Origin of the sequence: Pseudomonas sp. NBRC 111131 (assembly GCF_001320525.1) — a bacterium.
Taxonomy (GTDB): Bacteria; Pseudomonadota; Gammaproteobacteria; order Pseudomonadales; family Pseudomonadaceae; genus Aquipseudomonas; species Aquipseudomonas ceruminis.
In genome coordinates, this window is record NZ_BCBH01000014.1 from 1 (window position 1) to 26,741 (window position 26,741).

At 60.1% G+C, this 26,741-nt stretch carries 18 protein-coding genes; 10 read left to right on the top strand and 8 right to left on the bottom strand.

Translation table 11 applies throughout. The features are described from left to right. The coding region (locus APH34_RS14530; protein WP_156358084.1) for an AAA domain-containing protein at positions 1-3,608 on the top strand (3,608 nt) is incomplete at its 5' end. 146 nt (positions 3,609-3,754) lie between these two features. Here the strand turns inward: APH34_RS14530 and APH34_RS14535 are convergent. From APH34_RS14535 to APH34_RS14565, 7 genes are all read right to left on the bottom strand, one after another. After that, a complete protein-coding gene (locus APH34_RS14535; protein ID WP_054901730.1) occupies positions 3,755-6,166 on the bottom strand; it encodes a DUF262 domain-containing protein in 2,412 nt (803 codons plus the stop codon). Next, complete coding sequence (locus tag APH34_RS14540) at positions 6,163-7,950, bottom strand: DUF262 domain-containing protein (RefSeq protein ID WP_054901731.1); 1,788 nt, start codon at positions 7,948-7,950, stop codon at positions 6,163-6,165. Before APH34_RS14540 ends, APH34_RS14535 begins: the two co-directional genes overlap by 4 nt. A gap of 110 nt (positions 7,951-8,060) precedes the next feature. Further along, positions 8,061-8,366, bottom strand: a complete 306-nt coding sequence (locus APH34_RS14545) for a YkgJ family cysteine cluster protein (protein ID WP_177337030.1) — start codon at positions 8,364-8,366, stop codon at positions 8,061-8,063. 2 nt (positions 8,367-8,368) lie between these two features. Further along, positions 8,369-9,991: a hypothetical protein gene (locus APH34_RS14550; RefSeq protein ID WP_054901733.1), complete on the bottom strand. Its 1,623-nt coding sequence runs from the start codon at positions 9,989-9,991 to the stop codon at positions 8,369-8,371. A 61-nt stretch (positions 9,992-10,052) separates the two neighbouring features. Then, positions 10,053-11,153: a hypothetical protein gene (locus tag APH34_RS14555; protein ID WP_054901734.1), complete on the bottom strand. Its 1,101-nt coding sequence runs from the start codon at positions 11,151-11,153 to the stop codon at positions 10,053-10,055. Between the two features lie 101 nt (positions 11,154-11,254). Then, on the bottom strand, positions 11,255-12,274 hold the full coding sequence (locus APH34_RS14560) for a YafY family protein (RefSeq protein WP_054901735.1): 1,020 nt from the start codon (positions 12,272-12,274) through the stop codon (positions 11,255-11,257). 414 nt (positions 12,275-12,688) lie between these two features. Next, complete coding sequence (locus APH34_RS14565) at positions 12,689-12,934, bottom strand: hypothetical protein (RefSeq protein WP_054901736.1); 246 nt, start codon at positions 12,932-12,934, stop codon at positions 12,689-12,691. A gap of 340 nt (positions 12,935-13,274) precedes the next feature. Between APH34_RS14565 and APH34_RS14570 the strand changes: the two genes are divergently transcribed. The 6 genes from APH34_RS14570 (at position 13,275) to APH34_RS14595 (ending at position 21,016) form a co-directional block, all read left to right on the top strand. Then, the gene (locus tag APH34_RS14570) at positions 13,275-14,153 is read left to right on the top strand and encodes a YafY family protein (RefSeq protein ID WP_054901737.1); all 879 of its coding nucleotides are present in this window, start codon (positions 13,275-13,277) and stop codon (positions 14,151-14,153) included. Between the two features lie 465 nt (positions 14,154-14,618). Beyond that, positions 14,619-16,175 carry an ABC transporter substrate-binding protein gene (locus APH34_RS14575; RefSeq protein ID WP_054901738.1) on the top strand — a complete coding sequence of 519 codons (1,557 nt, stop codon included), beginning with the start codon at positions 14,619-14,621 and terminating at the stop codon, positions 16,173-16,175. Between the two features lie 16 nt (positions 16,176-16,191). Then, entirely contained in the window at positions 16,192-17,133 is a 942-nt protein-coding gene (locus APH34_RS14580) for an ABC transporter permease (RefSeq protein ID WP_054901739.1), read from the top strand. After that, positions 17,130-18,005, top strand: a complete 876-nt coding sequence (locus APH34_RS14585; protein WP_054901740.1) for an ABC transporter permease — start codon at positions 17,130-17,132, stop codon at positions 18,003-18,005. Before APH34_RS14580 ends, APH34_RS14585 begins: the two co-directional genes overlap by 4 nt. A 2-nt stretch (positions 18,006-18,007) precedes the next feature. Continuing rightward, on the top strand, positions 18,008-19,636 hold the full coding sequence (locus tag APH34_RS14590; protein WP_054901741.1) for an ABC transporter ATP-binding protein: 1,629 nt from the start codon (positions 18,008-18,010) through the stop codon (positions 19,634-19,636). Positions 19,637-19,747: 111 nt separating this feature from the next. Beyond that, positions 19,748-21,016 carry an OprD family porin gene (locus APH34_RS14595; protein ID WP_054901742.1) on the top strand — a complete coding sequence of 423 codons (1,269 nt, stop codon included), beginning with the start codon at positions 19,748-19,750 and terminating at the stop codon, positions 21,014-21,016. Between the two features lie 5 nt (positions 21,017-21,021). Here APH34_RS14595 and APH34_RS14600 read toward each other — a convergent pair whose 3' ends face one another. Next, positions 21,022-21,897 (bottom strand): GntR family transcriptional regulator, encoded by an 876-nt coding sequence (locus APH34_RS14600; RefSeq protein WP_054901743.1) that lies wholly within the window; start codon positions 21,895-21,897, stop codon positions 21,022-21,024. A gap of 185 nt (positions 21,898-22,082) precedes the next feature. Between APH34_RS14600 and APH34_RS14605 the strand changes: the two genes are divergently transcribed. The 3 genes from APH34_RS14605 to APH34_RS14615 are packed head-to-tail and all read left to right on the top strand — an operon-like array spanning position 22,083 to position 26,332. Beyond that, complete coding sequence (locus APH34_RS14605; protein WP_054901744.1) at positions 22,083-23,582, top strand: serine hydrolase; 1,500 nt, start codon at positions 22,083-22,085, stop codon at positions 23,580-23,582. A gap of 24 nt (positions 23,583-23,606) precedes the next feature. Continuing rightward, a complete protein-coding gene (locus APH34_RS14610; protein WP_054901745.1) occupies positions 23,607-24,911 on the top strand; it encodes an aminotransferase class III-fold pyridoxal phosphate-dependent enzyme in 1,305 nt (434 codons plus the stop codon). After that, on the top strand, positions 24,908-26,332 hold the full coding sequence (locus tag APH34_RS14615) for an aldehyde dehydrogenase family protein (protein WP_054901746.1): 1,425 nt from the start codon (positions 24,908-24,910) through the stop codon (positions 26,330-26,332). The genes APH34_RS14610 and APH34_RS14615 overlap by 4 nt, the downstream gene beginning before the upstream one ends. Positions 26,333-26,741: the final 409 nt, after the last annotated feature.

A 26,741-nucleotide genomic window follows, 5' to 3' on the forward strand; every position in this document is an offset into this window, starting at 1 on the left:
CTTACGACCATCCTGACCAAGGCGCTCTCCGTCAACGCACAGCGCCATCCCATCCGTTTCCGAGCGCAACAATGAGTGCCGGTCATTATCAGATCAGGACGATGAACGAATACGCCCTAAAACTCGCCAATTACTGGCGCAACTCCCTGGCCGACGCTGAGAATGGCAATGGCGCGCTCAACACCAAACAAGCCGAAGCGCTCACCCCCGTCGGGATGGAGCATGTGCAGAAAGGGTGTTTGCCAGCAGAGCTTGCCGCCAAGCTGTTTGCCGATGATCCAGCAGACGCCGCGACCGTAAAAGTCACGCTGCGCCCATGGGTTTACCTGTCGCAGCGTGAGCACGGCAAGGTTCGTGCGGGCATGCCTGCAGCTGTCACACCGCTGATCTGTACCGTTTTGGTGTCCCGCGATGGGCGTCTTTACCCGACCACACAAGCTTTAGTCCCGCGTGACATTCTTGAGCCGTTGGACAAGGACACCTTCTTTATTGGTGCACAATCTGCGCTGGATGACTTCTTGTCTACCGAAGAGGTGCCCACTTTCTTACCTCCGGGTGAAGGGGAGATGCTCGACGCTCAGCAGCATCTGGAACAGTGGCGCAAGTTCTATGAGTTCTGCCTGCGGATGGCCCGTGAGGTCGGAAAGGGGTGGGATGCTGCCGAAGACGGCATGAAACCGGCCAAGTACAGCTTGCTGTTCAAGGAAGACAAACCTGACGGCTTCAGCAAGAACATCATCGACCTCTACGACTATCTGCGTCAGTACAAGCCTGATGCTCCGCTGTTCGAGCGCTTCGCCCAACGTGACCCAAGCCCGGACGAGCCTTGCTTGCCCCCTGGCAGCTTGTTCGCCGCACGATTGGGCCACGCTGGCGACGAATATGCACTGGCTTGTGGCCAGCGTGATGCCTTGGCCCATTTGATGGCGGGCAAGGTGGGCGATGTACTGGCAGTCAACGGCCCACCTGGCACGGGCAAGACCACGTTGGTGCTGTCGGTGGTCGCTTCGCTGTGGGCGAAAGCTGCTGTGGCAGGTGGCGAGCCCCCGGTAATTGTCGCCAGCTCTACCAACAATCAGGCGGTCACCAATATCATCGCGGCTTTCGGCAAAGACTTTGCCGAGGGGACCGGGCCGTTGGCGGGGCGTTGGTTGCCAGATATCAGAAGCTTTGGCGCCTACTTCCCAAGGGCCTCCGCCGAAGCGGAGCTTTCACGGGTCTACCAGACCAAGAGCTTTTTTCAGGAACTGGAGTCTAGCGCCTATCTGGACAAGGCCGAGCATACCTTTCTGTCAAAGGCGGCAGCAGCTTTCTCGGGTGTTCAGGGCCTTGATGTTGAGCGCACGGTCGAGCTGTTGCAACAGCAGATCAAGGTGCGTCAGCATCAGCTTGCCGAGATCGAGCAGGCGTGGGCGTCGCTCGTCCAAGCTCGTGATGCGCGTCGAGTTGTATTAGGCGATGACCCACAGGCTGCCCTGCAGGCCCGGCAAGCTGCCCAGGTCAATCAGCTGCAGCAACTGGACATTGCGCAGAAGCGACTCAACGACTTCAAGTATTACCTGGCTCATGAGTCGCTGTTCTACAGCCTGTTCAGCTGGATCCGACCCGTTGCCGCCAAACGGCTTCGGCTGGCCAAATTGCAGCTCGATGGCACCGATGCCGAGCTGGAGAATGCCGGGACCTTGGGCGAAATAGAAACGCGACTGGGCGCGGTGCAGGCTCATGCACGCGATGAATATCAGCGCCTCACCCAACGACTTCAAACCGCTCAGCAACTGCTCGAAGCCGAAGATCACCGGCTGCACGATTGGCATAGTGCGATTAGTTCGCTGGCCGATGCGGCCGGAAAGCCTGCTGCCCAGGCCACTCTTGAAGACTGCGACGGCTGGGCTGATACGTCGCTGCGTTTCGAAATATTCTTGCTGACCACCCACTATTGGGAAGGGCGTTGGCTGCTGGACGTGCGCGAGGAGCTGCAAGAGATACTCGACAGCCGCAACAAGACCGGCGCCAAAACGCTGATCAAGAACTGGCGGCGTTGGATGAAGCTCACCCCTTGTGTGGTCTCGACCTTTTTCAGGCTGCCGAAAGAGCTGTCGTGCAAGCGCTATGAGGACGGCGATTACATCGACGACTACCTGGTCGATTTCATCGATCTGTTGATCGTCGACGAAGCCGGGCAGGTATTGCCGGAGGTGGCCGCGCCTTCGTTTGCCCTTGCCCGGCAGGCGCTGGTTATCGGTGACACCCAGCAGATCGAGCCCATCTGGTCGATCCCGGCTAAGGTGGATATCGGCAATCTTACGAGTGCTGGGCTGGTGTCGTACAACCAGTCGCAGGAGGACTACGAGGTCTTCTGCAAGGGCGGGCGCAGTGCCGCAAGTGGTAGCGTGATGGCTATCGCCCAATCCACCAGCCGGTATCACTATGACCCCGACCTTGCCCGGGGTATGTATCTGTACGAGCACCGCCGCTGCTATGACTCGATCATCGCCTTCTGCAACGTCCTTTGCTACAAGGGCAAACTACTGCCCCGCCGGGGCCATGCAGCAAGCGAGGGCTTGCCGGGCCTTGGCTACCTGCACATTGATGGCTTATGTGACCAGAACAGCCATGGCAGCCGCCGGAACCTGCTCGAGGCACGGACCATTGCTGCATGGCTTCACGCTCATTGCGATGAGTTGAAGCAGCGCTACAAGAACAAGGCGCTTCACGAGATTGTGGGCGTGATAACACCTTTCGGTGCGCAAAGCCGCGCCATTACCGAGGCATGCCAGGTATTGGGTCTCAACGCTGGCAAAGGTGCAGACCAGATCACCGTTGGCACGGTGCATTCGTTCCAGGGCGCGGAGCGGCCCGTGGTGATTTTCTCGGCGGTTTATTCCAAGCATGCCGATGGCGGCTTCATCGACCGTCGTGACAGCATGCTCAATGTGGCGGTATCCCGGGCCAAGGATAGTTTTCTGGTGTTTGGCGACATGGACCTGATGGGCCAGGTGCCTTTCAGCAAGCCGCGCGGGCTATTGGCGAAGTACCTGCTGGCGGACCCGGCCAGCGAGTTGCGGTTCGAGTATCAGCCCAGGCAAGACCTGCACACCGCGAGCACGGGTTTGAGTCATTTGCATGATTGGTGGCAGCATGACCAGTTCTTGAAAGCAACACTGCAATCGGCCAGCCACCAGGTGCAGATCATCACGCCGTGGGTCAAGTGGGAATGCCTGTTCACTACAGGGGCGCTTGAGCAAATGCGCGCGGCTGTGGATCGCGGCGTCAAGGTCGAAGTGTTTACCGATCTGCAGTTCAATACCGAAATTTCACCGCGAAAGCCCCAGGGTGAGCCACAAAAGGTTGCGGCATTCAATGCCACCTTGGCTGAGTTGAAAACGCAGGGTATCCCCGTTCGAATAGTCAACAAAGTACACAGCAAGATCGTCATGGCAGATCAGGAGCTTTTGTGTGTCGGTTCCTTCAACTGGCTGAGTGCTCAGCGCGAGGGAGATTACGTCCGTCACGAAACTTCAATGGTTTATCGAGGCGTGGACGTGAATGATGAGATCGAACTGAACCGCAAGAGTCTGGCGGCTAGAGCGGCGTCGTATTCCGGTTGAATGGTACGTGTGTCGTTAAGGGCGCACGGGAAACGCTGAAGATTGGGTTGGCATGGTGGGCTCCGGCCATGCCAACCGCCGCTTTGAAACGTGCGGAGTGCTTGCAAAACTGACGTCAGTATCGCCCTCCCATTGCCCATTGGAGGTCAGGACGTTTCAGCCCTCTTCGCATCCAGCGCCTTGGTTGCTCGAGCCAGCGCACGCAGCGTTTTGTGAATGCCATCGCGTGCAACACGTATCTGTAAGAACTCCTTGTATGCTTCAAACTTGAGCACGTTGACAAACATATTCTCTAGTTCAGGACGTGATTTTAAGGGCTTTTTCAGTGTGTAAACAATGAAAAAGCCGTGCTCAGAGAATACCGAAACATTAAAAGTGTGGCGCTGGTATGAGAGCGTCATGACCGCTTTGGGCTCGTACTCGGAGCCGCTCACTGATTGGTATTCAACATACTCCAATGGCAAGAGAGTTTGCTTCATCTGCTCCGATTCTAACTGAAGGGACAAGTGGTAACTGAATAGTTCAGCATGCATCCCGCTCATGCGGCTTCTTTTGAGAAGGTACACCTCATGCTCATCGAACCGAAGCGCATGCTCTGTGCAATATTGGAACACTTCAGGGGTGTGCACCATTATCTGTTGCCAGGCTTCATGACCTTCAGCCCTATCAATAACCTCGTCCAATTGAGTTTCAACTGGCGCACTGAGGTCGAGATTTTCCAACAGTCGGTGGAGAAGCGTTCGAGCATCCTTTTCATTATAGCCAGCACCGCCTCTCAACAGCCGCTTCCAACTGGCTTGCTCGGAGGTAGAATTCACCAGGAACGAATAATTTGAGCTGCTGTATAACAGATAATCGCCCAGCGAAAGCAGCGCTCGCTCCCAACGGAAGTCAGGAAGACTGTTCAAACCTCGGGCATTGAACATGAACTCCGCCTTTTTCAAGTATTCAGCGAAGCGCCGTTGAAGCAGGCCGTGATCGTTGGCTTTCCACTGATCCAGACTGAGCGTTTGTCGCTTGGCCAAAGCTCCACTGAACTCCAGCAGAAATTCGATCTGGCCCTTGAAGTAGCCGTGTATCTCTGCCTGTTCAATCAGTTCACGCCAACCCTCATGCGCGAGCAACAATTCGGCCTTGAACTGTTCCTCATTGACCTGCTGCTGGTAAAAGCCCGCCGTCGGCTTCTCATGACTGGCAAAGTGGTGAAGGATTTCGTCCGCGTGGGGTATTAGGCTCTGCACCGCCAAAAGGCTGCGTTGCATATCAGCCGGACGTTCATAGCTGCTATTGATCGACAGGTTGTAGATAACCCGCATCCAGTCCAGGAGTGCCTGCGGCTCAGGCGTGGTATCTGATGCACGCAGAAATGCAACGTACGCGTACAGTTGCACCAGGTCTGTATAGGCCAAGGTAGCAGGGTCGCTGACCAAACGTTGGAAGGTTGCGTCTTCGTCGAAGTACGGGTTCTCGCCTAGCAGCGCTGTGAACCGGTTGCCCTCATTGCTCCAAGTTTCTAGCAACAACATGAGGGTGTCGGAGAACTCCCGCTCCAGCCATTTCCCGTCGTGGTAGAGTGCGTAATGAGATTTCAGCGGTTTGCCTCGGAAGGTGGCGACGTCCTCCAGATAACCGGGGGCCCCGGGATCGCGGCAGATGAACGCGATGGCATGGAAGAAGTTCATGATCGCATCGTCAAACAGGTGGGTTTCCTTGTCGCGATACGCCCAGAAAAAGTCAGCCCAACGGGTGTCCATGCGGCGCGCAAAGTAGTCGGCGACAGGAAACGCCTGGTCACTGATATCGCGCGTTTCGTCGTCATATTGACCCTTCAACTCATGCTCGTAGCGGGCCTTGAATGTTTCGAAAGCTGTCAGCGGTTTACCGCGGGCGTTCATCTTGATGTACAGGTCATCGGACAGCCCGAAATGCTCAAGGTCAAGCAACTGGAACGTGATTACCGGCTGGTTTTCATCTGTCAGCCGTTCATAACCCCCTTGTACGTCGCTGAAGCGCTCGTGAATCGCTTTCAGCATCGCCAGGCAGGATTGAATGGTCGGGTCCAGGCGCCAGTAACGGAAGTACCAGGCCTGGTTCTTGATCAGTTGGTCCAGCGAAACGCAGTCGGCAGCTTCACGTGGCGGCCAGAAGTTCACTAGCTTATCGAAGAACTCGCTGCTGCTGGGGCGAACACTGTAGGTAAAGCGTGAGCGATTGCCCTCGCAGAATAACTGGCGGAACTGTGCTTCACTGTCATCGCGCCAGGCGAGGTACCAGTGCAGAAGAAACAGCGTAGTCAGGCGCTGCTGCCCATCCAGCGGCAAGAACTTGGTACGGCCGTCGGCGTCCACGCTGCCGTAGATGAAGTCCAGGTTCAGGGGCAGGGCTGGGTCGTTTGGTATCAGGCTAAATGCCTGCTTCAGGGTGCCGAGAAATTCCTTGCGCACCTCTACGGCAGCCTGCCGGCCCTGGGCGTAGTCGCGTTGGATCATCGGTATCTGAATACGCTGGTGGCGGTTCAGCAATTGCTGGAGAGTGATCTGGATGCCGTTCTCGCTCATTGGGTAGTTTCCTGGGCTGCGCTGAAGAAGCCCACCAGGGCTCGGTTGATTTCGCCCAGATAGGCCTCACGGTCGTCTTGGCTCCAGAACATGACGTTATTGGCTTGCGGGCTGTAGCATTTGAGGAAGACATTGCGGGTGCACAGTGGGACGAAGATGCCCGACTGGTCCAGCGCCAGCAGTGCCTTGCGCTTTACTGCGAATACGGCGTTCTTGTAGCTGCGGTTGGTGCTCTTATCCAGCAACGTCAGGTTAGCGATGCCATGCTCTGTAGGCGCATCGTCTTTCTCTTTGAAGAAGGCCAGCAGCTTGAGGTAGAGCGTTTCGAAAGCATCGTCCGACTGATTCTTTTTCGGTTTTTTGATAAACGCTTGAATGCCATTCAAGAGCTGGCGTTCTTGGTCGCCGGTGTTCTGGGCTTCGAGATAGCCCGCGCACAAATTCAGCCAGTTGAGTTGGTCATGTAAGCGCAGCGGGCGGCTGGAGGCGATTGAGCGCACATGCTCGATGTCCCACTCGCCATTCTTGAAACTGTCGAACTGGAAGCGCATGTTGGAGCTAGGGTTGCCCAGCAAGGTGGCCAGATTGAACAGCAACAGCAGGGAACGGATGTCTGCCGAATGGCGCCCGTACTCCAATTCTTCAAGACGTTCGCTGACGCACAACTGCAATTCTTCGGGTATCAGTTCATCAACGTCCTCGTCGCCGATTGCGAGCGCAAAAACCTCTTTACGCAGTTCGCGCTCGAATTCGCTCTTCGTAGCTTCTTGCGACAGCTCGCAAAGGCGGGCCACATCCATGCCCTGATGAATCAGGAAGCCGACAATGTGGTAGAGGGTGCGATCTTCGAACCACTCTTCTAGCATCATGTAGGTCTGCTTGATACGCAGCCACTCTTCCGAGGCAGTGTTAGGCCTTTTGAGTTTTCTGCTGTAGGCATGGAAGATACTGTGCTCGTCCTGCTGTGTTCCGGCGCCAAGGCCGTCGACTTTGGTCACCAGCTCGAACAGGAAACCAATGCGGTTCTGCGGCCTGCTCTGTTGGTTGCTCAAGAAGTACCAGAAATCGTCAGCCTGCAAGGCCTTCTCCAACTGGTCCCACTCATGCGCGATCTTGAGTTGCTGGGCGGCTTCATCGGTGTCGTTTGCATCACCCCGTTTGAGGAACAGCGCGCGGATCAGCTCGTCGTCGGTCAGGGGAATCTTGCCTACGTTCAAGCGTGTGAACGCATCGACTGCGTTGTCCTGTGCTGCCAGTTCGAACCAGATGACCCGTGTCTTGTTCAGCAATGCAGACTTGATGTCGTCCACTTCGTGGGCACGGCTGCTGAACCAGTCCTCGATGGTGTTGATTGCATTGAACAGGTAGAAGTAATCAACGTTGCTGTCGGCATCCGCTTCACTTGGGTTGTCCAGAAACGCCAACAGCTGCGGCCGGGTTTCGTAGGCGAGGGTATAGAGCTTCTGCCGGTATTTCTCTGCCAGTCGTTCGTTGAAATGGCGCAGAATCAACAAGAGCGTGGTCAGCCGTTGCTGCCCATCGACCACCTCGAGCGTGCCATGTTCGTTGGCCTTGATGACCAGCGGTTGCAAGCAGTAGAAGTCATCCGGCTGAGGGTTGCGGCGCTGGCTGAACTCCCGAATGTCTTCCAGTAACTGGGTAACTTGGAGCGGCTTCCAGCGATACCCGCGCTGATAGGCCGGGATCCAGAACTGCGTCGGGTTGCCCGCATCGTCGGTGAGGAGTTCATATATCGGTTTGAGGCAGAGATCGGAATGCTTCATTCGAGTCCTTTCTGGGCGTTACCTTTGGGTCGCTGCCAGTTTGATTGAGCGTGGATATAACTGACCTGGAGCGATGCGGCGCCCTGTCAGTGTACAAATGGATAGCGCGATCAAGACGCAGCGGCGATGTGCAGAACATTAATCGTGCTGGCTGTGCGGGCCTGCTCTTGTAGCGCCTCACACACCTGTACATTGAGTTTCACAAACTCGTCCCAGCCATAGGTGCTGGCGTAGTTCAGTTCATACTGCCGATCCACGCGGCAGATCGCTGGCCTGTCGGCGTAAACCGTACAGCGCCTGCTGCCCACGTCATGATGCCGACACGTGCCGTCGCCCCGGTCGAGGAAGCGCGTTTCCTCGGCCAGGTGAACGTTGCGGCAGCACAGGCCGCAATGGTTACATGGGAAGGGCTGCATCCTCACACCAACGAGGCCAGCCATTTACGGGTGCTCGCACTGTTGCCCATTTCGAAGGGCAACGAGATGTTGCGCTTGGCCACTTCCGCCCTCAGCACCATACTGCGCTGCAGTTCGTCGTTGCACGCCATCAGGGTCAGGGAGAATTCCTCAAGCTCATCGGCATCGAGGTTGAACTCGAGCTGGCTGAGTTCGGTGAGGTAACGGTCCAGCTCTGCGTTAACCGACTCGAAGTGCTTGACCACTCCCGCGTGCGGCATGATCGACTCGATGAAGCTCCAGAGCTTGTGCGCCACGGGGCTGTGCAGCAGGAAGAAGTTAAGGCCCAAGGTAACTACACCGGTCACCAGTGCGCTGACGAAAGCCACAAGTTCACCACCGAACGGGAAGTTGCACAGTGGCAGAAGCTGGGCGTGCACCATGGTGCCTACTACAGTCGCGGCGCCAACGGACATCACACTGGTGACTGCCTTGCAGAGTTCGACGAAACTCAGGCTTTCTGGGTTGAAGATCATCAGTTTGATGGCCTTTACCAACTGGCCCCACACCTCACGGATGATCTTGATCGCCAGAATCTTGGTTGTCGCGAACACATTGAAGAGGGTAGTGGTGGCAGTGGCCATGACCCCTGCGAAAACACCATCCTTGAATGCGATGAGAAAATCCGAGAAGCGTTTTTGCACGCGTTCCCAGATGCCTTTCAATGTGGCGTTGACACTGTCGATGAATGCTTCGAAGTCAAACTTGTGCTTGATCTTTTCGAGCAGTACCGGCACTTGGGTACGCATTTCGAACCACACTTCGGCCAACACCAGGCCAAGCATTTGCCGGGTGCCCATCTTCAGGCCGGCGTCCAGCGAAGCGGACGCGCTCTGCTTCCAGAACTTGCTGTTGGTGTAGTAAGCGCGATTGATCTGCTCGTTGTACGGCGCGCGGGCAGCTTCGTCCCTTTTGCGCATTTCATCGGGGTCTATGGCCTTCAACGTTTCAATCTTGTTTTCATCTTTGCGAATCTGGTCTTCCAGTACGCGTGCGTTATGCTGCTGTTCAGGCGTATCGCGCGGCAGGGTTGCCAGGCGCGCCCGATCTTTCGCCAGTTTGGTTTCGCTTCTGCCGATCAGGTTGGGCAGCTCGCGCAGGTAATCGTTGATAGGCGTCTGGCCTTTCGACTTGTTGATGCTCTCGTGGGTGGTCTGCAGGTTACTGCTTTGGTTGGCCAGTTCGACGCCATCCAGGCCGGCCAGAACACGACCTGCATCGCCATCGATTTCCTTGGCACTGATGATGTGATCAAGATTCCGCTTTTGCGCTGGGCTCAGCGTGGCGTTGCGGTATGGGTCATGAAGGTTGCCTGCCTGGTGTGTGGCTTTGTCCCTGCGCCCTGTCTCGATGTAGTTGTCATGCTGATGGTACGGATCCGGATTGTACTTGCCACGCGTTTCAAAGCGCTGCTGCTCTTGTTTCGTTGCCCACACCCCGTTGCGGACATTGTGGATCGTGTCCACCTTGCCGCCGTCTTTATCTTGAAACAATAGGAAGTCCAAGCCAAAGCTGGTGACCAGGCTGTTGACTACGGTTTTCTCGAGCTCTTCGGCCCATGGATAGTCTCGCGCTGCGGCGTGCATGTTCGGATCCATCAAAATCAGGTAAGTGGTAAAGGGGGAGGCGCGCCTTCCCCTTGAGGCATCAGGCTGCTTCGACCTTGCTGGCCTCGGCGCCAGCATTGACCATCACTTTGTCGAGTTCGGTCTCGTTGAGAATCATCGAACCATCGTTATCCAGTTCCATGGTCGGGACGCCTTCTTTGTTCTTGGCGACCTCACCGTTGATCTTCTTGAGCTTGAAAATCGGCGTGGTAATCACGTTGACAAGGATGCCGGCCAGGGCGTACCCGTTTTCGATTGTGCGCATAATCGAGTCGTTGAACTTCGACAGCTCGGCTTCTTTGTCGACATTGCGTCCATTGAGGTCCTGCAGGAAGTTGTCGATGTCCTTGAGGTTATCGAAGTACTGGTTGAACTGTGCGTAGATCGCCATCAGCGAGCGACGGATCTTGCGCACGTAGTGTTCGGTCTCACCGAGCATTTCGGTAGCGCGGGTGAGCTTGCCGATGGCTGCTGTTACTTCTTGGTCGGCCTTGTGGGCATTTCTCAGTGCTTCTTCGCCGTGGCTGTTGTATGCCCAGCCAGCGATTGCCAGGACCGGTGCGGCAACGGCAGCGCCGAGGATGGCGGTGCCGCCGGCCATGCCCAGGCCACCGGTGGCCAGCGAGCCGCCGCCGATGGCAGCCAGGGTTGCGTTGGTGGCGGCCACGCCTGCCAGCGACGAGATTGCCGTGCCGGTGGAGGCTGCACCCAACGCCATTACACCGCCATAGACGGCGAAGCCAGCGGCAGCGCCCGCAGTCCCTGCACTGGCAACGGTGCCCAGCACACCTACCGCCGTAAAGCTGTAGCTATCGACCTTTTGCAGATTGTGCTTGGGAATGTTGACTTCCAGCTTGTGCTGGCGGCCCTTGTTCATTTGCTCCATCAATTTGTCGGCCAACACCTTGAACTCGGCGAAGCTTTGGCCGATCTCAAGTTCCTTTTTTCCCAGGTTGTCGAGCGCGGAAGTGGTCTTGGTTTCCTGCTCGTCAAACACATCCTTCGTCGTTTCATAACGATTCTGGGCGTCTTTGACGATTTCATCGGCTTCCGAGTGGCGCTGGTAACCGTCGTAGCCTTTCTTGGCGCCATAAGCGGCTGTAACCAGGGCGGCGGCGCCGAGAATAAGGGGAAGCGGCATGTCAATATCCTTTAGGTGGTGGTCGTTATGTATCGATGTGTGCGCCCCCCCCCGGCACTCCGTGAGCGAGGGCAGCGAATAAGCGCGATTCTCTCAAGGGTTCAGGCTGAGCAGGCTTCCTGGTAGAACGCTTGCATCGAGCGCAAACGCTCGCGGATTTCGTCCACCCAGGCTTGTGGGGCATACACGCGGATGTTGTCGTTGAGTCCGAAGATCCACCACAGCGTTTCTCCGTCCAGCGGTACCTTGGCGCGCAGTCGCTTCCAATCCTGGGAGGGAAGGTCGGTCAATGCCTGGTCGAGACTCAAGGGCGTTTCGCGCAGCAGGGTGGCAATTTGTGGATGCACATCAGCGACCAGCTCTACCTGAGTATCGGCCTGGCGCAGATTGAATGCGCCGCTGGCGATGTAGTCGTCGACATCGAAGACGCAGTGCATCTTCGCGGGCTCATCGAGCGCCACGATCTGCTGGATTCGATGCAGTGCGAACTGACGCAAGTCGCGGTAGTCGCCCACCGTGGCAATCAAGTAGCTCATTGCATGCCGGGAAACCAGGCCTACCGGGTGCAGATGAAACTGCTTCATGGCATTTTTACTGCGGCTTTGATAGCTCACCTGCAGTTGCCGACGTTCCAGCAGCGCGCTGGAGACGATTGCCCAGACTTCAGGTGTTACGGCAGCAGGGATCAGCGTTTTGCCATTAGGAATGGCGCGTACACGGCGGGCCCAATCGGCGAGTCCGTTTGTACTTGCCCCTTGAAGATAATTACGCGCACGGCGGAACTGTGGGCCTAGTTGGTCCATAACAGTTTGTGGCAACAAGGCGTTCAGGTGGTTTTCCGACAAGTAGAGCGCCAGTGCTGTAGGGGCGTCCATGTCTTGCAACTGCAACGGTGCGTTACGGGTGAAGCTCCAGCGAAATGGCATCTCGCTGTCGTCGCACATAAGGGAAAAGGGGATGGACAGACGGTTCAAGTCACGTTGAATGGAGCGCAGTGTTACCGAAAAGCCGCGGTCACGCAGTTTGTCCAGCAATGTGGGTGTGGCAATACCCTGGGGGGCTGTCGGAATAAGACGCAGCAAAGCAAAAAGTCTCAGCAGCGTGTCCTTCGCTTGTGACATGAAAAACGACCTTGTTCTTTATCACCGGTGGTCCGGTACGTCCTCTGGCTGAGTGGATCGTACCGATGATGATGGCTATATGCTAGTGATTGATAGCGTTTTGATGGCTATTGTGGCGTCAATTTCTAGGCAGTTGTGTTTCACAGGCGGCATGAGCTCACTGACGCTTTTCTTTTTCGCGCTTGAGCTCGCTGTATTCGCGATACCACTCGTAGCTCTTCTTCAGCACCACGGCAAAGCCGATGATTGCGAACAGGTTTTTCATTGCGTGCTCCTTTTGGCGTGGTGTGCTTAGCATTGGTCAATAGGACGACAAACCGTGTCGCCTCAGTCGAAAGTCCCGCGGATGGGTTAGCGCATAGGTAGCCTCCCTGACGCCCTGGCAAATGCGATAACGACTGGCCCGGCCCCGCCTCAGGCTTCAGGAATAAGCCCCATCAGCAGGTGCACCTGGCGCTGCAGCTGACTCACATGTTCACGTTCGGCGCGAAGCGCGGAGCGCAGCTCGGTGTTCTCCTGCTCATGGATGCGCGCGGTGCGCTCCAGGTCGCGATCACGTTTCAGCAAGTTCCAGATATCGCCCATACGTGCATGCTGCAGGCCCTGCACCAGCAGCATGGTGCCGGTTACGCCCAGCAGAGTGATTTCGAGAGCTTCCATCGTAAGGCTTCCTTGAATAGTGGCTTTGTGCCGGTAAGCAGGAAGATATGTCTATTGAAATTACATGTCGATAATGGTGACTTGTACAGGTAAATGAATGGTACAGGTTCGGTGCGGATCTTACCGGTGGCGGGCGAGGCATTCTGATAGTGCGATAGGTGGTGCAGCCGCCGAATGCCGTGGCGTGTACACGTTCAAGGTGCTGGCGCTCATGTACGTCAATGCGGCGGTACATGTGTCTGTTTAGTTTACATATGCGCCATTCCTTGCTCCGCCTGTTGCCTGACACGTAAGATTGAACGACACGCCAAACAGCTTGGCAGTCCTTGCAGGATCCTGGATGAAACGCACACAACGAATGGAACAGACGCGCTGGGACCTGGCCTTGCGTTACCGCCTGATTGAAACGGTGGTCTGGTGGGAGGGGCGACTGACGACCAACCACTTGATGCAGAGTTTTGGTATCAGCCGCCAGCAGGCATCCAAAGACATCAACACCTACATCACCGATTACGCGTCGAAGAACCTGGTCTATGACAAGCAGATAAAAGGCTACGTGCCCACCCGGCAGTTCAAGCCGCTGTTCATCGATGACAGCGCCAGTGCCTACCTGGACCTGCTCAACCAGAACAACGAGCGTGCGCCGCATATCGAGGGCCTGGCATTGGCCTATGGTCACACTGAAGTGCTCAGGGTCCCGGACCGTTCGGTCAAGCCAGAAGTGCTGCGGCCGCTGCTCAAGGCCTGCAGGGAGAAGCGGCGTCTGGACATCGACTACGTGTCCTTCAACAGTCCGGCACTGGAAGGCCGCACCATCGCGCCACATACCCTGGTCTACACCGGCATGCGCTGGCATGTGCGGGCGTATTGCGAGAAGAACGGCAAGTATCGCGACTTTGTCCTCAGCCGTTTCCGTGGTGTGCCCGAGTTGCGTGATGATGAAACCGAGAACGGCATAGACGGCGATGTGGAGTGGAACACGCCGATCGAAGTTATCTTCAAGCCGGATGAGCGGCTGACCGACGCGCAGCAGGCCATCATCGAAGTGGACTACGGCATGGTCGAGGGGCGCTTGGTGGTGCCGAGCTCCTTGGCGCTGGCCAAGTATGTGGTGCGGCGCTTCCATGTAAACCCGAGTGTTCATGACGCAAGGCCCGAGGCCCAGCAACTGGTACTGGCCAACCGGGCAGAACTCAAGCCCTGGCTGAGCCTGGACTGAGAGGTCGCTGTTTCACCGGAAGCGACCGCTTCGCCTCTAGCCATGGTGGCGCACTAAAAAGGCCGTGAAATGGCCTACCTTGGAGTTCCCTGCCACCTGGGTTGCCTCCGGGTACCCCAGGCATATGCGCCTGCGCGGCTATTTACGCATCTCACGCACCGTTCGACGCAGTTCCCATTCCCGCACCGACATTTCCTCTGAGCCCAACCCGTGTATTCCAACGCCTGCCACGGCGAGCCCGCTTGATTAGCATGGTGTGTATTTTTATCAATAAAAAAACATTTACATTCCAATCGAACGCTGTGAATATGTCCCTGCAAGCCAAAAAAAACAAGATCGCTTCCGGCGCTGATCCCCGTCAGGCCATAACAAGAACGATACGATCAGAACCTTGAGACCGGGCCTGCCTCGCCGGTCCTTCAGCGAAGGAGAACCTCTCCCGTGCATCGCTTCCGTAATCCCGCAATGGGTCGTACCTTGCAGGCGCTGGGCCTCGCGACCCTGACCACCCTGGCACCTCACGCGCTGGCTGAAACCACGCTGCGTGTCGGCCTGGGTGCCGACATCCGCAGCACCGAGCCGGGCGTCAACCGCGACGAAAACACCGACACCGTCATCCTCCATGTGGTCGAAGGGCTGGTAGCCCACCGTGAGGATGCCTCGGTCGGGCCGTTGCTGGCGCAAGCGGTGCAGGTCTCCGACGACGGGCTCACGTACACCTTCACCTTGCGTGACGGGGTGCATTTCCATAACGGCGCAACGCTGAGTTCGGCCGATGTGAAATGGACCTGGCAACGCTACCTCGACCCGAAGACCCAGTGGCGCTGCCTACCTGAGTTCGATGGCCGGGGCGGCGCGAAGATCGTCGATATCGCGACGCCTGATGCGCAAACCGTGGTGTTCACCCTCGACCAGCCCAATGGGTTGTTCCTTGCCTCGATGGCGCGCCCTGACTGCGGTGGCGCGGGCATCTTCCACCCGGACTCGCTGGCCGCCGATGGCCGCTGGAAGGCACCCGTGGGCACCGGGCCGTTCACGTTCAGTGAATGGAAGCCCGGCCAATACGTGCTGCTCGAGCGCTTCCAGCACTACAGCGCGCGCAATGAAGCCGGCCCCGATGGCTTCACCGGCAACAAGCAGGCGCTGGTCGATAGCGTGCGCTTCATGATCATCCCCGACCCCTCGTCGGCCAAGGCTGCGCTGCTGTCGCGCAATGTCGACCTGCTGCCGGACGTCACCGCCAGCGATGCCCAGGAGCTCAAGGCGCTGCCGGGCATACAGGTGTCGGCAAGCCCGATCATGGCCATCTGCGGCCTGCTGTTCCAGACCAACGACCCGTTGCTCAAGGACCTGCGCATTCGCCAGGCCATCGCCCACTCCCTGGACTACGCACAGATCGTCAATGCCCTGTCCAACGGCCTCTCGCAGCCCAACAACTCGGCGATCCCGAGCACCAGTGCGTTCCACGACGAGGTGGCCAAGCAGGGTTACAACTACGACCCTGCGCAGGCCCAGCGCCTGCTCAAGGACGCCGGCTACAAGGGCCAGCCGATCAAGATGCTGGTCAACAAGCGCTACCAGCAGATGTTCGACATGGGCGTGTTGGCCCAGGCGATGGCGCAGGCCAGCGGGTTGAACATCCAGATGGAAACCCTCGAGTGGGGCACCCAGCTGGAGCGCTACCAGAGTGGCAACTACCAGATGATGTCGTTCTCCTACTCCTCGCGGCTGGATCCTGCCCTGGGCTTCGACTCGCTGATGGGCGACAAGAGCAAGGAGCCGCGCAAGGTCTGGGACAACCCGCAAGCTCAGGCACTGCTGCGCCAGGCGACGCGTGAAAGCGACACGGCCAAACGCCAGGCGCTGTTCGATCAGTTGCACGGGATGATGATCCACGACACGCCGATGGTGATCATCTACAACGGCACGGTGACCGGTGCGCTGCGCGACAGCGTGCAGGGCTATCACTCCTGGCCGGTGGCCAAACCACGGTTGTGGGGCGTCAGCCTCGCGGCGAAGTAGGGTAGGGGCCTGAACGATGTTGCGCTTTATCCTGCAAAAGCTGGGCATGGCCGTGCCGACCTTGCTGCTGATCTCGGTGATGGTGTTCGCCCTGATCCGCTTGATACCCGGCGACCCGGCACTGTTGATGCTCGGTGACATGGCCGACCCGCAAAGCCTGGCCGACATGCGCCAGACCCTGGGCCTGGATCACTCAGTGGTGACCCAGTTCCTGATCTGGTTCAAGGCGGTGCTCAGCGGTGACCTGGGCTGGTCCATCAGCACCCGTGAGGCGGTGTTGCCGCTGATTTTCGAGCGCTTCGCGGTCAGCGCCAGCATTGTCCTGATTGCCGTGTTGCTGGCGACCCTGATCGCCGTGCCATTGGGCGTGCTGGCGGCCTGGAAGCAGAACAGCGCGCTGGACCTGGGGCTGGTGATGAGCGCCACGCTGTTGCTGTCGATCCCCAGCTTCTGGCTCGGCCTGCTGCTGCTCTATGCCTTCGGCATCAAGCTCGGCTGGCTGCCGGTGGTGGGCTATGTCAGCTTCGGCGAAGCGCCGTGGCAGGCGCTCAGCTACCTGGTGCTGCCGATCGTCACCCTGACCCTGGTCGAAGTCGGTGCCATCGCCCGTATGCCCCGGGCCAGCACCATCGAGGTATTACGCCTGGAGTACATCGCCCACGCCCGCGCCAAGGGCCTGTCGGAGCGTGCCGTGCTGTGGCGCCACGCCTTGCGCAATGCCTTTGCGCCGACCTGGACGCTGGTCGGGCTGATCCTCGGCAACCTGCTCGGCGGCATCGCCGTGCTCGAAACCGTGTTCACCCTGCCGGGCATCGGGCGGCTGATGGTCGATGCGATCTTCGCCCGCGACTACCCCGTGCTGCAGGGCTGTTTGCTGCTGATCACCTTCGTCTATGTGCTGGTCAACTTGTTCGTCGATCTGCTCTACCCACTGTTCGATCCAAGGGTGAAGTTATGAGTTCGAAACCCTCCTGCGTGCCCTTGGCGACGCTGGACGTGCCCGTGCGCAAGGCACCGCGGGCCTGGCCGCCGGCCAACGCGCTGATGGGTGCTGCGCTGCTGCTGGTGCTGGTGCTGTTGGCCCTGCTGGGCGTGTTCTGGACCCCGTACGACCCGCTGCGCATTGACCTGCTGGCGCGTTTCCAGGCGCCTTGCGCCACGCATTGGCTGGGCACCGACGAGTTTGGCCGTGACGTGTTCAGCCGGTTGTTGATTGGCGCGCGTACCAGCCTGTGGATCAGCCTGCTGTCGGTCAGTTTCGCGGTTCTTGCCGGAACCTTGATCGGCATGCTGGCGGGCTACCTGCGTGGCTGGACCGACCGCGTGCTGATGATGTTCAACGACGCACTGCTGGCGTTCCCGGGCATTCTCATGGCCCTAGGCATCATGGCGGTCATCGGTGCCAGCCAGTACGGCATCGTCCTGGCCCTGGGCATCGCCTACACCCCTTCGGTGGTCCGTGTGGTGCGGGGCAGCGTGATGTCGTTGCGCGAGCTGGAGTTCATCGAGGCGTCGCGGGTCATCGGCAATTCCGAGCTGTACACCATGCTGCGCCATATCGCGCCCAACTGCCTGGCTCCCCTGTGTGTGCTGGCCACCAGCATGTTCGGTTGGGCATTGCTGTCGGAGAGCGCCCTGAGCTTCCTTGGCCTGGGCGTCCCGCCGCCGGCGGCCACCTGGGGCAACATGCTCGCCAGCAGCCGCCCGTACATTGCCTCGGCAAGTTGGCTCGGCATTTTCCCTGGCGTGTTCATTTGCCTGGCGCTGCTGGCCATCAACCTGTTCGGCGATGCCCTGCGCGATCGTCTCGACCCCCGGATGAGGAAGTGATCATGTCCCAGTCAACCCCCCTGCTGCGGGTCCGTGACCTGCAGGTTCGCGTGGGCGAGCACGGCGTGCTGGCGGTCGATGGCCTGAGCTTCGACATGGCACCTGGCGAGATCGTCGCCCTGGTGGGCGAGTCGGGCAGCGGTAAAACCATGGCTGCGCGTGCTGTCATCGGCCTGCTGCCCCTGCCGATGCAGGTGTGCGGCGGCAGCCTGGACTTTCGCGGCAGTGACCTCACGCGCCTCGACAGCCAGGCCCTGCGCGCCATCCGTGGCGCGCAGATCGGCATGGTGTTCCAGGAGCCCATGGTCTCGCTCAACCCGGCCCTGACCATCGGCCGGCAGATGGACGAGGCGTTGCAGCTTCACACCCGTCTGGGCCCGCAACAGATCCATGAGCGCTGCGTGCAGATGCTCCAGCGCATAGGCATCCGCGATGCCGAGCGTTGCCTGAAGGCCTTCCCCCACCAGTTCTCCGGTGGCATGCGCCAACGCATCATGCTGGCCTCAGTGATGCTGCTGCGGCCCAAGCTGTTGATCGCCGACGAACCGACCACGGCGCTGGACTGCCTGGCGCAACTGGATGTGATCGAGCTGATGCTCGAACTTACCCGCGAGCAAGGCACCGCCGTGCTGTTCATCAGCCACGACCTGTCGCTGGTGGCGCGCTATGCCCACAAGGTCGTGGTGATGCGTCACGGCAAAGCGGTGGAGCAGGGCGCGATTGCCGACATCCTTCTGGCGCCCAAGGCCGAATACACCCGTCAGTTGCTGGAGGCTTTGCCGCGTCGCGGCGAGTTGCCACCGCTGCCTGCCAGCGACGGGCCCTTGGTGCAGGTCGATCAGGTGTGCATCGAGCATCCGGGCCCCGCCAATTTCTGGGGCAAGCGTCAGTACAAGCGCGTGGTGCACTCCGCCAGCTTGAGCATCGCACCCGGCGAGACCTTGGCCCTGGTCGGCGGCAGCGGCTCGGGCAAGACCACCCTCGGGCGCTCGCTGGTCGGGCTGGTCAAACCGTGCGCGGGGTCCATCCGCTTCAGGGGCGTGGATATCCTCAAGGCCGCCAACCGGACTCACCGGCTGCAGTGCCAGATGATCTTTCAGGACCCGTTCTCCTCACTCAACCCGCGCATGCGTATCGGCGAAATCCTGATCGAGCCGCTACGCCACGAACCGGGCCTGAATGCCAGCGAGCGGCGTGAACGGGTTTTGCAGACCATGCGTGACATCGGCCTGCCGGAGGCATTCGCCGAGCGCTTCCCGCATCAGCTGTCCGGTGGTCAGCGCCAGCGCGTGGCGATTGGTCGGGCGCTGGTCCGGCACCCGCAGTTGGTCATCGCCGACGAACCGATCTCGGCCTTGGACATGACCATCCAGAAGCAGATTCTCGAGCTGTTCGAGCGTCTCCAGGCCCAATACGGCTTTGCCTGCCTGTTCATCTCCCACGACCTGGCGGCGGTAGAGCGCATCGCCCACCGGGTCGCGGTGATGCACCAGGGTGAGGTCGTGGAGGTGGGCGACCGCGAGCAGGTCTTCGACCACCCGCAACACCCGTACACAAGGCGACTGCTGGCGGCCGCCAGCCCGCTGGAACAACTTGACGACGGTAGTTACCGAATACGTCGCACCGGTTGAGCTGACCCCTGACTGACGCCCACACGCCGGCTGCAAAACCGGCGTGAGGGGGGAGTCATGTCCAAAAAAACAATAACAACACTCTCACAATGACTGCCGGGAGCCAGAAACATGAGACACATCCACCTGAACGTACTGTTGACCGGTGTAGGCCTGATCAGCGCTCAAGCCCACGCCGAATTCATCAAGGACAGCAAGGGCTCGCTGGAACTGAAGAACTACTACTTCAACCGCGACTACCGGGAAGACGCCGGGCAATCCAAGCGCGAGGAGTGGGCCCAGGGCTTCACCCTGAACTTGCAATCGGGTTTTACCGAAGGCGTGGTCGGCTTTGGCGTCGATGCCGTTGGCATGCTCGGCCTCAAGCTCGACTCCAGCCCAGACCGCTCGGGCTCCGGCCTGCTGGCACGGGACAACGAGGCTGAACCGGGCAAACCGAGCTATGCCAAGCGAGCCCAGGACGAATACTCCAAGCTCGGTGTCACCGGCAAGGTGCGCGTTGCCAAGAGCGAACTGCGCAGCGGTTACCTGCTGCCGGACCTGCCGACACTGCAGCCGAACACCAGCCGAATTTTCCCGCAGACCTTCCGTGGCACGCAGGTCAGCTCCGGCGACATCCCGGGCCTGGCGCTGATCGGTGGGCAGATCGACCGAGTGCGCCAGCGCGAGTCGACCGACTATGAGGAAATGGGCCTGACCAGCCAGAGCGGTGCTTATCGCAGCACTGCGAAGAGTGATCGTTTCCGCTTCGCCGGGGGGGACTACAAGCTGACGCCGAGTCTGCTGCTGACCTACCACTACGCCCAACTGGAAGACATCTACCAACAGCACTACGTTGGCCTGAAGCACAGCTTTGCGCTGGGCGGCGGCGCGCTGAAGACCGACGTCCGCTACTTCGACGCCGACAAATCCGGCGCCGGGCTGGCGGGCAAGGTCGACAACCGCGCACTGAGTACCCGCTTGGCTTACAGCTATGGCGGCCACACTTTCGGCGGTGGCTATCAGGAGCAGTTCGGCAGTACCCCGTTCACCTACGTGGACGGCACCAACACCTTCCTCTTTTCCGAGTACCAGTTGAGCAATTTCTCCCAGACCAAAGAGCGTACCTGGCATGCGCGTTACGATTACAACTTCGCGGCGCTGGGCGTTCCGGGTCTGAGCTTCTCGACGCGCTGGGCCAAGGGCGACCAAGCCGTGGTGAAGGGGTTCGATGGCCAAGCCCGGGAGTGGGAGCGCGATATTGACCTGGGCTACGTGATTCAGGGCGGGCCGCTGAAGGGCGTGTCGCTGCGTTGGCGCAATGCCCTGACCAAGGCCAACTACCTGCGCGACATGAACGAAAACCGAGTGATCATCGGTTACACCGTGGCGCTCTGGTAATGGACCTACGCCTTGCTCCGCGCCACGCCCATTTTGCTCGCGACCTCCAGGTGGCGGTGGAGCAGGGTGGAGGCCCATTCGTTATCGCCTTGCTCCAGCGCATCGAGAATTGCCAGATGCTCCCGGCACGAGACCTTGACCCGCTCGACGTTGTTCACCGAATGGAACTCGGTCAAGCGGCGCAGGCGGTTCTGTTGCTGCACCGCCTGAAGGATGTAGGCATTGCCCGACGCTGCAGCCAGCAACTCGTGGAACTGGGCGTTGCTTTCGAAGAAGTTCTTGCTGTCGGCGATGCCGTCGAGCAGGTCCAGCTGCTGCTTGCGGCAGCGTTGCAACTGCTCCTGATTGAGGCGAAAGGTTGGCTCCAGCAAGCCGGCGGGCTCGAGCAGCATGCGAAAGCGGTAGCTCTCGAAGCGCGTTTGCCTGTCGCTCAAGGTCGGCGCGAACTGCCAGCCATGGCCGTGTTTGCGCTGCATCACGCCTTCGTCGGACAGCCGCAACAGGCAGCGGCGCAACACGCTTTTGCCTACGTTGTAGCGGCGCAGCAGGTCGCTTTCGGAAATCTGGTCCGGCAGCGACTGGCTGAGGCGGTCGTCAATCAGGCGCGCATACAGCGCGTCCTCTTCGTTTTGCAGCTCGCCAGCGTTCATTCCCACCACTGCCGGCTCCAGCGGCACACGAAAGCCGTGGTTGGCCATCGGTTCGATCAGTCGCTGGTCGGCCAGGTATGCCAGCGCACCGCGCACCGGCGAGCGCGAGACACCAAAGCGTTCGGCCAGCTCCACTTCCTTCAGATGGTTGCCGGGCGCCAGCTCGCCGCTCTGGATGGCCGAAAGGATCTGGCCAGCAACCTTGGTCTGCAGCGAAGTGAGTTGAACCATGGACGATGTCGTTCCTGTGACAGGGGAGAGAAGCCTGCCTGGCATGCCCCCGGCCTAAGGCCCGGGGCGCATGGAACACAGGCAGCGCGAGGTACAGCGTTGCAAAAACCTATTTACTCATCTTTGTTTTATTTTGCATATAAAAACATAGATGGTCGCCAGCGTTATTTTAAGGAACACCCGTGATGAGTTACATCCCACTTCCCCGCGCCTTGCCCCAGGACAAGGGTGTCGATCCGCAGGCCATCGTCGATTTCATCGAGGCCGTACAGGCCGATGGCCTCGAGCTGCACAGCTTCATGCTGTACCGCGACGGCGCCGTGGTCAGCGAGGCGTTCTGGCGGCCCTATGCCGCGCGGCGTCCGCATGTGCAGCACTCGGCGACCAAGAGCTGGACGGCCACCGCAATCGGTTTGCTGATCGACGACGGGCGTCTGGCACTGGATGACAAGGTGGTGGAGTTCTTTGCGCAGTTGTGCCCGCCGCAGGTCAGCGACAACCTGGCGGCGATGACTGTCGAAGACCTGCTGACCATGCGCACGGGGCATCGCCGTGGTATCTCCGGCGGCGATTGGCGCAACGTCACCAGCAGCTGGGTGGAGGCGTTTCTCAACGAACCCGTCGATGAGGCTCCAGGCAAGGCGTTCATCTACAGCAGTGCCAGCAGTTTCATGCTCTCTGCCATCGTCACTCAGGTCACTGGCAAAACCCTGCACCAGGTGCTCGACGAGCGGGTGCTGCGCCCTATGGGCATGGACGCGCTGCACTGGGATTTGGCGCCAGGGGGCTACAACAGTGGCGGCAACGGCTTGAGTTGCACCAGCGAGGACTCGCTGAAGTTCGGCGTGCTGCACCTGCAGCGTGGGCAGTGGCAAGGGCAGCAGTTGTTGTCCAGCGAGTGGGTCGATGCCGCCACCCGCAACCAGGTCGATGACGTGTGGATGGGCGAGTTCGACGGCAAGCAATACCTGCCGCGTGACGCTGGCAACGCCGCGAGCAACCGCCGCGAAGGCTACGGTTACCAGTGGTGGATGATGCGCAACGGCGGTTACTACGCCTCTGGCGTGTTCGGCCAGCAGTGCATCGTGCTGCCGGCGCAAGACACCGTGATCGTCTTCACCAGCGGCCTGCGACTGGGCGAGAAGCGCCTGCACGCGGCGCTGTGGACGCACCTGTTCCCAGGCCTTGGGCGCACGGCACAAGCGCCGGATGCCGCGCAGGCCAAGCTCGATGCGCTGATCGATGGCCTGCGGTTGCCCGAACTCGAGGGCGCCAGCGAGTCTGCCGCTGGCGCCGAGCTGGCAGGGCGTTACCGGATTGAACCGAACGAGGACCAGGTACGTGAAATCGCCCTGGCCTTCGATGCCGAGGGCTGCGACTTCACCCTGGTCGATCACCGCGGTACCCATCACGTTCGAGTCGGCTTGCGCCAACCGATCGAATCGCTGACCGGCATCACCGGCAACTACCTGCACCATCAGTACCAGCCTGAGCAGACCCCGGTGGTGGCCCAGGGACGCTGGGATACCGCAGGCGGCCTGCGCATGCGCTGGCGTTTTGTCGAGACCGCCTTCACCGACCACGTCGACTGCCGCCTGGAGCAGGGCGTGCTGGTGTTCGACCGCGGCGTGAACACCAACGCCGGCGCCCTGCAGCGCCCGACCCTGCGCGGGCACCGTATCTGAATGCTTTTTGAAAGGAACGACGTCATGACTCAGCCTTTGCACACCGGCCTGTGGGCCCCCTTCACCCCGATGCGCGACTTCGCACGCCAGCCGATGCTGTTCGAGCGCGCCGAGGGCATGCATTACTTCACCCCTGAGGGGCGTCCGGTGCTGGACGCCATGGCCGGGCTCTGGTGCGTCAACGCCGGCCATGGCCATCCGCGTATCGTCGAGGCGATCCGGGAAGCGGCGGGGCGTCTGGACTTTGTCTCCTCGTTCAAGATGAGCCACCCGGATGCCCTGCGCATGGCCGATGCGCTGGTCGGCATTGCCCCGCAGGGGCTGGACAAGGTGTTCTTCACCAACTCTGGCTCCGAGGCCGTGGATACCGCGCTGAAGATTGCCCGTGCCTATCACCAGGCCCGGGGCGACTGCCGGCGGACCAAGCTGATCGGCCGCGCCAAGGGCTACCACGGCATGGGCTTCGGCGGGTTGTCGGTGTCAGGTATCGGGCGACAGAAGCGCGATTTCGGCCCGCTGCTGGGCGACGTCGCGCATCTGCCGTTGCCCTACGACGCCAGCATGCGCTTCAGTGCTGGCCAACCCCAGCAGGGTGCCGATTACGCCGAGGCACTGCTGCAATTGCTGGAGGTGCACGACCCGGCCACGGTCGCGGCGGTGATCGTCGAGCCGGTGACGGGCTCGGGTGGCGTGTATGCGCCGCCGCTGGGGTATTTGCAAAAGCTGCGTGAGGTCTGCGATCGCCACGGTGTGCTGCTGATCTTCGACGAAGTGATTACCGGCTTCGGCCGCTTGGGCGAATCGTTTGCCGCGCAGGCGTTCGGCGTGGTGCCCGACCTGATGACCACCGCCAAGGGGCTGACCAATGGAGCCGTACCCATGGGTGGCGTGCTGGTCAGTGGCGCGGTCTATGAGGCGTTCATGCACGGCCCGGCATCGGCCATCGAGCTCATGCACGGGTATACCTATTCGGCTCACCCCCTGGCCTGCGCTGCGGGCCTTGCCACCTTGGCGGTTCACCAGGCGCTGGGGATCAATGCCCATGTCCAGGCGGTAGCGCCGGTCTGGCAGGCCCAAGCGCTGGCCTTGCGCGATCACCCGGTTGTACAGGATGTCCGGGCGATCGGCCTGTTGTGTGCGGTGCAACTGCGCGGGCGCGAGGGCGCACCTGCTCCGGCAGCAGACGTGGCGCGCCTGTGCTTCGAGGACGGCGTGTTGGTGCGCGCGTCCGGTGACAACATCGTGCTGTCGCCGCCCCTCATCGTCTCGACTGAGCAGATTGGTCAGATCTTCGACACCTTGCGCCGTGCGCTGGAGAGGGTGGCATGAACCCGCTCGACTTCTACATCGATGGTCGTTGGGAAACGCCGCTCGGGCGGCCGACCCAGGCGTTGATAAATCCCCACGACGAGCAGCCTTTCAGTTGCATCAGCCTGGGCAACAGCGACGATGTCGACCGTGCCGTAACGGCTGCCCAGCGGGCCTTTGTCCAGTATTCACAGTGGCCCCGTGAGCAACGCCTGGAGCTATTGGCCGCCATCATCGAGGGCTATCGCCAACGTAGCGAGGAGCTGGCCCAGGCCGTTCACCAGGAGATGGGCGCACCGCTTTCGCTGGCCCGCAGCGCGCATGTCCCTGCCGGGCTTGGGCATCTGCAGCGTGCCTATGAGGTGCTGCGCGACTACAGCTTCGACCGTATGCACGGTACCACCTTGATCACCCGGGAGCCCATCGGGGTGTGCGGGTTGATCACCCCTTGGAATTGGCCGCTCAACCAGCTCACCTGTAAGGTCGCCCCGGCGTTGGCCGCTGGCTGCACCATGGTGCTCAAGCCCAGCGAACGGGCGCCGCTGTGCGCCATGCTGCTGGCCGATGTGTTGCATCAGGCAGGCGTGCCAGCCGGGGTGTTCAACCTGGTCAATGGCGATGGGATCACGGTGGGCGACCAGATTGCCCGGCATCCTGGGGTCGACATGGTGTCGTTCACCGGCTCCAACGTGGCGGGTGTCGCGGTGTCCAAGGCGGCGGCCGATACGGTGAAGCGGGTGTCGCTGGAGCTGGGCGGCAAGTCAGCCAATCTCATCCTCGAGGATGCTGATTTCGACGCGGCGGTGCGCCATGGCGTCAGCGCGTGCATGCGTAACAGCGGCCAGTCGTGCAATGCGCCAACGCGGTTGCTGGTGCCTCGCCATCGTCAGGAACGGGCCATCGAGATCGCGCGGGAGGTTACTGCCCGGGTGTGCTTCGACGACAGCGACCCTGCCACGAGCATGGGGCCGCTGGCCAATGCTGCGCAGTACCTGCGGGTCCAGGGCATGATCGGGGCAGCCATGGCGCAGGGCGCTCGGCTGGTCTGTGGCGGTGTTGGTCGCCCGGGAAATGCTACGGCGGGGTATTTCGTCCAACCCACCGTGTTTGCGGATGTCACTTCGGACCTGGCGATTGCCCGCGAGGAAGTGTTCGGCCCGGTCCTTGCGATCATGCCGTATGACACCGAGGAACAGGCCATTGCCCTGGCCAATGACAGCGCTTATGGGCTGTCTGGCTATGTGACGGCGGGTGATGTGCAACGTGCCCGAAGCATGGCCCGCCGCTTGCGAACCGGCATGGTTCACCTCAATGGCTGCAAGGCTGACAACGGTGCGCCGTTTGGCGGGTACAAGCAGTCCGGGAATGGGCGGGAGTGGGGGATCCACGGATTTGAAGAGTATCTAGAAACGAAATCGATCTTCGGTTACGCGGCGGATTGAACAGGCGCGTACTGAAAAGCCGCCTCTGGTTTATCTGGGCATCCATTGCGTAGGCATGCCCGGATCTTGCCCATGCGTTGCCTGGTGTCCGGCATCAGGCCGGCGACCTGGGAAGAGCCCGCGCGGCACCGATCCTTGATATCTGCACCCCCATCCGTTATAGATAAAAAGGAAACCATAAAGAAAAGAGGCCTTTGCAGCCCCCATGCACGAGATCACACGTATCGTCCGCCCTTCAGGCCCCCATTTTGCGCACCGCGCGGGTGGATACGGGCCGAACCCCATGATGCCTTCCCCGCTTTCGACCCTCTTCCACGTATTGTCGATTCCGCCAAGCAAGTTCTTGCTGGCCCAGATGCGCAAACGCCCCGTCCCTCCACCTGCACCGTAGCGCCTGAATTTCACCACC